This window comes from Allochromatium palmeri, from assembly GCF_009720725.1.
GTDB lineage: Bacteria > Pseudomonadota > Gammaproteobacteria > Chromatiales > Chromatiaceae > Thermochromatium > Thermochromatium palmeri.
Window position 1 is genome coordinate 1 of the sequence record NZ_WNKT01000075.1, and the last position, 7743, is coordinate 7743.

The 7743-nt window shown below is 62.4% G+C and carries 7 protein-coding genes and 1 pseudogene; 5 read left to right on the forward strand and 3 right to left on the reverse strand.

The features are described 5' to 3' along the window. The 3 genes and pseudogenes from GJ668_RS20205 to GJ668_RS18865 all read left to right on the forward strand — a co-directional run. Window positions 1–243, forward strand: a pseudogene (locus tag GJ668_RS20205) (IS66 family transposase); the annotation flags it as partial. A gap of 340 nt (window positions 244–583) precedes the next feature. Continuing rightward, window positions 584–1294 (forward strand): putative PEP-binding protein, encoded by a 711-nt coding sequence (locus GJ668_RS18860; RefSeq protein WP_246195010.1) that lies wholly within the window; start codon window positions 584–586, stop codon window positions 1292–1294. Window positions 1295–1333: 39 nt separating this feature from the next. Then, window positions 1334–1693, forward strand: a complete 360-nt coding sequence (locus GJ668_RS18865; RefSeq protein ID WP_246195011.1) for a PTS transporter subunit EIIB — start codon at window positions 1334–1336, stop codon at window positions 1691–1693. 126 nt (window positions 1694–1819) lie between these two features. On the opposite strand, the gene GJ668_RS18870 is transcribed toward GJ668_RS18865, so the two are convergent. The 3 genes from GJ668_RS18870 to GJ668_RS18880 all read right to left on the reverse strand — a co-directional run bounded on the left by GJ668_RS18870 (window position 1820) and on the right by GJ668_RS18880 (window position 3872). Then, window positions 1820–2347 carry an RES family NAD+ phosphorylase gene (locus GJ668_RS18870; protein ID WP_155451650.1) on the reverse strand — a complete coding sequence of 176 codons (528 nt, stop codon included), beginning with the start codon at window positions 2345–2347 and terminating at the stop codon, window positions 1820–1822. Then, the gene (locus GJ668_RS18875; RefSeq protein ID WP_155451651.1) at window positions 2344–2712 is read right to left on the reverse strand and encodes a DNA-binding protein; all 369 of its coding nucleotides are present in this window, start codon (window positions 2710–2712) and stop codon (window positions 2344–2346) included. Before GJ668_RS18875 ends, GJ668_RS18870 begins: the two co-directional genes overlap by 4 nt. A 341-nt stretch (window positions 2713–3053) precedes the next feature. Then, a complete protein-coding gene (locus tag GJ668_RS18880) occupies window positions 3054–3872 on the reverse strand; it encodes a shikimate 5-dehydrogenase (RefSeq protein ID WP_155451652.1) in 819 nt (272 codons plus the stop codon). Window positions 3873–4103: 231 nt separating this feature from the next. Here GJ668_RS18880 and GJ668_RS18885 point away from each other — a divergent pair, with 231 nt between their 5' ends. Together GJ668_RS18885 and GJ668_RS18890 are read left to right on the forward strand one after the other, a co-directional pair. Further along, window positions 4104–6923 (forward strand): sulfatase-like hydrolase/transferase, encoded by a 2820-nt coding sequence (locus GJ668_RS18885; RefSeq protein ID WP_155451653.1) that lies wholly within the window; start codon window positions 4104–4106, stop codon window positions 6921–6923. Window positions 6924–7010: 87 nt separating this feature from the next. Then, on the forward strand, window positions 7011–7658 hold the full coding sequence (locus tag GJ668_RS18890) for a cation:proton antiporter domain-containing protein (RefSeq protein WP_246195012.1): 648 nt from the start codon (window positions 7011–7013) through the stop codon (window positions 7656–7658). Window positions 7659–7743 lie beyond the last annotated feature (85 nt).

Here is a 7743-nt window from a genome sequence, read left to right on the forward strand (position 1 = left end):
CACACCAACGGCAGCGAGAACGACATCCGGGGCTACGTCAAATGGCGCAAGATCAGCGGCGGGACGCGCAGCGATCTGGGGCGCCGCTGCCGTGACACCTTTGCCAGCCTCAAGAAGACCTGCCGCAAGCTCGGGATCTCGTTCTGGGATTATCTCAATGACCGCATCGGGCACATCGGAGACATCCCGCCCTTGCCAGAGATCGTGCGCGAAAGGGCCTTGCCCGCGTCAGGTGTGCCGTGAGTTATTGAGAAGTTACGCAAAAACGACTTAACGCATTGTTAATAAAAGAAAATAATGTAATTTTAAGTTGTCGAAAGATTGTAAAAAATCTTGACACATCGGTAGTTTCTGGTAGTTCACGGCAAAAACACCTTGGTCTCTACTGTTTTTCGTTTTAGCGACCAATTCTTAGGAAACCAAAATGCTGATGATGTTTGTTTCACCGAGTTCCACCAGGCCTCCGGGGGGGCGCAAGACTTGGTGCTGCATCGAGTGATGCCGTTACCTGAAACAAAATCCGACAGAACGGAGACCTGGAATCCTAACTGTACGTCCGCCTGATCGGCAATCTAGAGCGCCCTTGTCGAGCGCGCGGGCCTGCCTAGTTGTCGCCATTCTGGCCCGCTCGCTGGACATTCCGGCGGTGGCCGGCATCGAGCCGCGGGCGCTGGACCTGGCCAACGGCACCCAGGTGATCCTGGACGGCGGCACGGGTCGGATGCGCATCGACCCCGACCCGGCTGAGGTCGATATCATCCTGACCCTGAAGCATAAACTGGCCGAGAAGAAAGAGGCGGACCTGGCCAGGGCCCATGAGCCGGCCACCACCACCGACGGCCATCGGGTGGAAGTGGTCGCCAACATCGGCGGTCTCGACGATGCCAAGCAGTCGATCCCCCTCGGTGGCGAAGGCGTCGGCCTGCTGCGCTCCGAGTTCCTCTACCTGGAGCGCCAGACCGCGCCCACCGAAGACGAGCAGGTGCAGATCTACTCAGACATCGCCACGGCGCTGGACGGTCGGCCGATGATCATCCGCACGCTCGACGTCGGTGGCGACAAGCCGCTGCCCTACCTGCCGATGCCCCGCGAGGAGAACCCCTTCCTCGGCATTCGCGGCGTGCGCATCGGGCTCGAAAAGCCTGAGATTCTGCGCACCCAGGTGCGTGCCATCCTGCGCGCCGGCATCGGCCGAAAGCTGCGCATGATGTTCCCGATGATCGCGACCATCGACGAGATCCGCTCGGTGAAGGGCCTGGTGATGGAAGAACGTGCCAAGGTCCCCCGGCGCTGAACCATCTTCGGACCCAAGTCCGACAACCTGAAGACCGACATGGAAGAGTACCTGGCCCATGCCGGCCCCGAGGCCGAACTGCCCGAGGGCGCCGCCGCCCCCAAGGTCAACTACAAGGCCGACGATCTCAGGCCCCGCGCCCGCGACCCGAAGGCACCGGAGAAGGCCCGCGCCATCCTCGCCGCACTCGGCGGCAGGGGCAACGTCCAGCAGGCCGAGTCCGCCGCCGAGACCCGGCTGCGCGTTGCCCTTGGCGACGGCGCGCGGCTTGACGAGACCGCCCTCACGGCCGCCGGCGTCCAAGGCATTCTGCGACTGCCCGACAACGTGCTACACCTGATCGTCGGGCTCAATGCCGATCAATACGCGGCGGAGATGAAGGCGGCGATGGCGGGTTGAGGATGGCTTAGAGAACCACGGCTGACCGAACCCCGCACGGGGTTGTCAGCCAATGCTCAGCTCATCCGCGGGCATGCTTGGATGGAGACAGTCTTAGCGAGCTCGGAATCGGCAACCTGAGAGAGATCATCGCGCCCAACTGGACATGTTGCGAGGAAGTCGCCCGTCGGGGTCGTTGACGGTGACAGAATTGCCATCCTCGAGCCGGTCGGCGTAAACAACGACGTTGGTTCCGCCCTCGTGCACCTGGCTCGGAAAGAGGATGCCAGTGTATCCGTGGGCCAGCACCAGATCGGCGAGAACCCACGTTGGTGGCTCTATGTGCAGCTCGAACTTCAGGTGACGCCAGTCCTCGCGCCAGTCATGCCATAGCTCATCCCAGGGCGCGCCGTCGTGGAGCTGACGCAGGTCGACCAGGTCACGCAGGGCCACGGTGTACGAGCACATCGTGCAGGGGGGTAGAAAAGGCGAAGTCTGCTGGTACTCGCGCAAGGCGGTCACCTCATCCAGCGACAGGTACAGCGCCTCGACACCCTCTCGGTTGAATCGTCCCCCTCGGGTTGCGGCGCCTGCGCCGCTGGTGGGCCGGCTGGCCCACTGCGGGGTATGCGCCCGGAACAACATGGTGCCGGGGGGTAGGTCGCACAGGATCATCCGATGAACCCGGCGCTGATCGACTCTAGGTAGCCGATCGCATCCTCGGTTCGCCCTTCCTGGATCAGTTGCAGCAGGGTCTTGTGACGAAACGCGGGAATCGGTTCGTTCTTGACTAGGAAGATGGCGCGTTGCGGGTCCGGCTGGACCGCCGTGGCGGCCGACAACAGGCGCATCAGGTCACGCAGTGCGGATTGCAGTCTTGGCGATTCCGGATGGGTGCGCAGGGTATTGCGATGAACCCCCGCAATTGCAGCCAGATCCTGTTGTTGTAGGCCGAGGATGTCGGCAACGCCCAATGCCGAAAACCGCGACGTACCCGGCTCCCTCGTCGATTCGAGCACGTCTGCGAAGATGGCGGTCATGACGTTTCTCCTGAGGTGGCACGTCAGAAATGCACATTATACGCACAGTATAGGCATATCCTCAGTCACCGCACGTCCAGACACGCCCGAGCGGCCCCGTAATCTTTCCCGCTGACTGACCGGAATGGGTCGAGCCCGGTCCTTCAGATGCGTTGCGCTGGTGAGTCTCAGTTGAAGGGCTGGAGTCGGCATGAAATTGCTGTTCGGCTGAAAAGACCTGGATCTCTCAGTCCACGATAAAGCCTGAAAACCCGGTCGCGTGCATGACCAATCCCATCGGTGGGATTGACCACAGTCACGTTGGTGAAGGCTGATCAGTCTCGCGACGCAGTTGTCCAAGTTCATGACTGACTCCACTCGGAGGCGCGGCGGATCTGCTCCCCGGACGGTCGCACGCCCGTGTAGAGGGCGAACTGTTCCACCGCCTGCAAGGTCACCACCTCGGAGCCGGTGATGACGGACTTGCCCGCCGCCCTGGCAGACTGGATGAGCGGTGTTTCGGGCGGCACGGCCACCACGTCGAGCACCACCTGAGCCTGATCGATGACCGCTGGCTCGTAGGCCAAGGTTGTGGCTTGCGGGCCACCGGCCATGCCGATGGGTGTGGCATTGATCAGAAGACCGGGACGGGCGTCGCCAAGCTCGCTGCGCCACTCGTAGCCATTGGCCTGCGCCAGCGGTTGGCCCGTGGCCGCGTTGCGGGCCAGGACGATGCCGTCGCGGAAGCCGGTATCGCGCAAGGCGCCGGCGACCGCCTTGGCCATGCCGCCGCTGCCGCGCAGGACAAAGGGTAGGTGCTTGGGCACGGCATGCTGCTCCAGCAAGGTCGCGACCGCGATGTAATCCGTGTTGTGGCCACAGAGATGGCCGTCGTCATTAACGATAGTGTTCACCGCCTGCAATGCCTCGGCCGATGGCGCCAGCGCGTCCAGATAGGCAATGCAGCGTTCCTTGTATGGCATCGAGACGCCGCAGCCACGGATGCCAAGCGCGCGGATGCCGGCAATGGCTGCGGCCAGGTCCTCGGTCGTGAAAGCCTTGTAGATGAAGTCCAGGCCCAGCTCCTCGTAGAGAAAGTTGTGAAACCGGGTGCTGACATTGCTGGGCCGGGCTGCCAGGGAGATGCAGAGGCGGGTGTCTTTGTTGATGCGTTGCGTCATGCTTGACCTCGTTGTGCGTTGTGCGTTGTGCATGAAAATTCCGCAGGTCTCGCTCTGGGCCCAGTTGATGGACTGACGGGAGGCGGCGTCATGCCGGGCAGCCTGGCGCCCCTCATGATGGCGCTGACATCGCATCACGGCAGACGCCAAGCCTGTCGCGAAATGATAAGACGCAACCGGACGGAACTGGCACAATCGCGATTTCCCACCCACCGAAGAGGATCGGCCCAGATGAAAATCGCGTTTCTGAAGCGGACACCGCCTGCCTGGCGGCGTCTTTACGCCCCAGTGTTCGTGTTGCTTTGCCTTGTCTGCGGTGCCGCCCAGGCCGCCGACACGGGTCCGCGTCATTACGCTGAGGGCGCATTCGATCCTGCCACTGGCACCTATGAAGTCGTCAAGGGCGATACTCTGGCGGCCATCGCAATACGCTTTGGCGTGACGGTCGCTGAACTGAGGCAAGGCAACACGCTTGACTCGGACACCATCGACGTGGGCCAGAAACTGGCGATTGGAGTCAACATCGCGGCGAGCGTCCCAACACCCGCGCCCCAAGTCACCGGCACCCTGGGGTCGCCCAGCGCCACGACCACCATCAGCGGTAAACAACTCCCCGCGCCCGAGCCGGCCTTCGGCGGCGTGATCAAGGACGACGCGCTGCAATCCAAGCAATGGTGGGCACCGCGCATCGTGCCGCCCAAGGATGCGCCCAACATCCTGCTGATCCTGACCGATGACGCGGGCTTCGGCGTGCCCAGCACCTTCGGCGGGGTCATTCCCACACCGTCGATGGACCGCATCGCCGAGAACGGACTGCGCTACAACCGCATCTTCTCCACCTCGCTCTGTTCGCCCACCCGCGCCGCGCTCATCACCGGGCGCAACCACCACTCGGTGGGCTTTGGCGTCATCGCCGAACAGGCAACCGGCTTCCCCGGTTACAACAGCGTCATCGGCGCCGACAACGCGACCATCGGGCGCATCCTGCGCGACAACGGCTACGCGACGTCCTGGTTCGGCAAGGACCACAACACGCCGACCTACGAAGCCAGTCAGGCCGGCCCCTTCAACCAGTGGCCGACCGGCATGGGCTTCGACTACTTCTACGGCTTCGTCGGCGGCGACGCCAACCAGTGGGGGCCGAACCTCTTCCGCAATACCACGCAGATCTATCCCTGGATTGGCCACGAGGGCACCCTGAAGATGGATCGCTCGGATCCGAAGGCGCCGATCTGGCCCGTCACCGGCAAGGAGAGCGACTGGAATCTGATCACCGCGATGGCCGACGACGCCATCGCCTGGATGGACCGGATTCACCAGACCGACCCCACACAGCCGATCTTCCTCCACTACTGCCCCGGCGCCTCGCACGCGCCGCACCATCCGACCAAGGAATGGGTGGACAAGATCAGCGCGATGCACCTCTTCGACGACGGTTACGAGGTGCTGCGCGAGCGGATCTTTGAGAATCAAAAGAAACACGGCGTGATTCCGCCGGATCAGGAATTGACTCCCTGGCCGAAGGACATCCTGACGCCCTGGGACGAGCTCTCGGACGATGCAAAGAAGCTCTTTATCCGCCAGGCCGAGGTGTTTGCCGCATTCGTCGCCTATAGCGACCATGAAATCGGTCGCGTCATCCAGCATTTCGAGGATCTTGGCAAGCTGGACAACACGCTCATCATCTATCAGAACGGCGACAACGGCACCAGCGCCGAGGGCGGGCCAGAAGGCACCTTCAGCGAGGTGGCGTTCTTCAATGGCGTGAAGCCGCCGGTGGACGTGCAGATGAAGTTCTACGAGGCATGGGGCACCGAGTTTGCCTACAACCATATGTCGGCTGGCTGGTCCTGGGCCTTCGACACGCCGTTCGACTGGTTCAAGCAGAACGCCTCCCGGCTCGGCGGAATTAACCAGAACATGGTCATCTCCTGGCCGGCGCGCATCAAAGACAAGGGCGGCCTGCGCGAGCAGTTCATGCATGTCATCGACCACGTGCCGACCATCCTGGAAGTCACCGGCATCGCGGCCCCCGAGGTCGTGGATGGCATCAAGCAGAGACCCATCGAAGGCACCAGCTACGCCTACACCTTCGACGCGGAAAACGCCGAGGCACCTTCCCGGCACACCACCCAGTATTTCGAAATGATGGGCCAGTGGGCGCTCTATCACGACGGCTGGTTGTTGAGCACCAAGGTGGACCGCGCGCCCTGGGATGCCTTCTCCTCAGCCAATCCTGATCCGCTGAACAACCAGGTGTTCCAGCTCTACGACCTGAACACCAGTTGGAACCAGGCCGAGGATATCGCCGCACAGCACCCGGACAAGGTCAAGGAAATGCGTGCCATGTTCTTGGAGGAGGCGAAGAAGTATCAGGTCCTACCGCTGGATGCCTCGGTCGGCGCTCGGGTTGCAGCCGCGCGTCCGAGCCTCACCGCCGGTCGCAACGAGTATGTCTACACCTCACCGATGACGGGTCTGCCGCAGGGCGACGCGCCTTATCTGCTCAATACCTCCTACACCATCACCGCAGACATCACCGTGCCTGAGGGTGGAGCTGAGGGCATGATCGTGACCTCGGGCGGGCGTTTCGCCGGATTCGGCTTCTACCTGCTCGCAGGCAAGCCGGTCTTCCTGTGGAACCTGCTCGATCTTGAGCGCATCAAGTGGGAAGGACCGGAAGCCCTCACACCTGGAAAGCACAGCATCGAGTTCGCCTTCACCTATGACGGCCTCGGCGCGGAAACCATGGCCTTCAACAACTTCAGCGGCATCGGCCGCTCGGGCACCGGCACGCTGAAGGTCGATGGCAAGGATGTGCAAACCATCAAGATGGAGAAGACCATCCCGATCATCCTGCAGTGGGACGAGAGCTTCGACGTCGGCTCCGACACCATCACGGGCGTGAACGATGCGGACTACCTGCCGCCCTTCCCGCTCACGGCGGAGTTGAACAAGCTGACGATCAAGGTGGATCGGCCGGTGCTGTCGCCGGAAGAGATCAAGACGCTGGAGGCAGGTTTGCAGAAGGTGGAAGCCGGTCGCGAATAGACGACTCGCTGATCCGGTCTGCAAACGCGCGGGCCACTTTCGAAAGGAAGTGGCCCGCGTTTGCGTTTATTTATTGGTAGCCTCGCCATGTATGCAAACCTCAGCCTTCTCGCACTCTTTGTCTTTATCTACAGCGCCATTGCCGGCGGTGTGGAGCGCACGCCCGTCACCGGCCCCATGGTCTTTACCGCCTTTGGCTTAGCGCTCGGGCCCGTCGGGCTTGGCTGGCTGAATCTGGATATCGACCGGGAGGGTCTGCGCACCCTGGCGGAACTCACCCTCGCCTTGGTCCTGTTTACGGACGCGGCGAATGCCAATCTCTCGGTTCTGGGCAAGAGTTGGCACATTCCTGAGCGACTGCTGAGCCTGGGTCTGCCGCTGACGATCCTGTTGGGATTCGCGCTCGGGGTCCTGTTGTTCCCCGACCTCGGAGTGTTTGAGGTTGCGATCCTCGCGACCATGCTCGCCCCCACCGACGCGGCCCTCGGCAAGGCCGTGGTCACCAACGCGTCCGTCCCGGCGGACGTGCGTGAGGGACTCAACGTAGAGAGTGGCCTGAACGACGGTATCTGCGTGCCGATCCTGCTCGCCCTGCTGGCACTGGCGACCGGCGTCGAAGAGTATCGGCTGGGGTTTAGCCTAGTACCGCGCACTGTGAATTTTCTGGATAATCACTCATCACTCTCCCACTGCCTGATTGTGAGTTGCCGCCCATGGCCCGTCCTGCCCCGTTGATTGAGCTACCCCCTGAACCACGCACCGTCCTGGAAGGTCTGGCGCGAAGCCGCGAAACCGCCCACAGCCTGGTGCAGCGGGCGCA

What these genes read in the sequence shown, in the direction of transcription:
- GJ668_RS18890 (WP_246195012.1), top strand. Translation starts at nt 7,011, where the DNA reads ATGTATGCAAACCTCAGCCTTCTCGCACTCTTTGTCTTTATCTACAGC.
- GJ668_RS18865 (WP_246195011.1), top strand. Translation starts at nt 1,334, where the DNA reads ATGGAAGAGTACCTGGCCCATGCCGGCCCCGAGGCCGAACTGCCCGAG.
- GJ668_RS18875 (WP_155451651.1), bottom strand. Translation starts at nt 2,712, where the DNA reads ATGACCGCCATCTTCGCAGACGTGCTCGAATCGACGAGGGAGCCGGGT.
- GJ668_RS18880 (WP_155451652.1), bottom strand. Translation starts at nt 3,872, where the DNA reads ATGACGCAACGCATCAACAAAGACACCCGCCTCTGCATCTCCCTGGCA.
- GJ668_RS18885 (WP_155451653.1), top strand. Translation starts at nt 4,104, where the DNA reads ATGAAAATCGCGTTTCTGAAGCGGACACCGCCTGCCTGGCGGCGTCTT.
- GJ668_RS18870 (WP_155451650.1), bottom strand. Translation starts at nt 2,347, where the DNA reads ATGATCCTGTGCGACCTACCCCCCGGCACCATGTTGTTCCGGGCGCAT.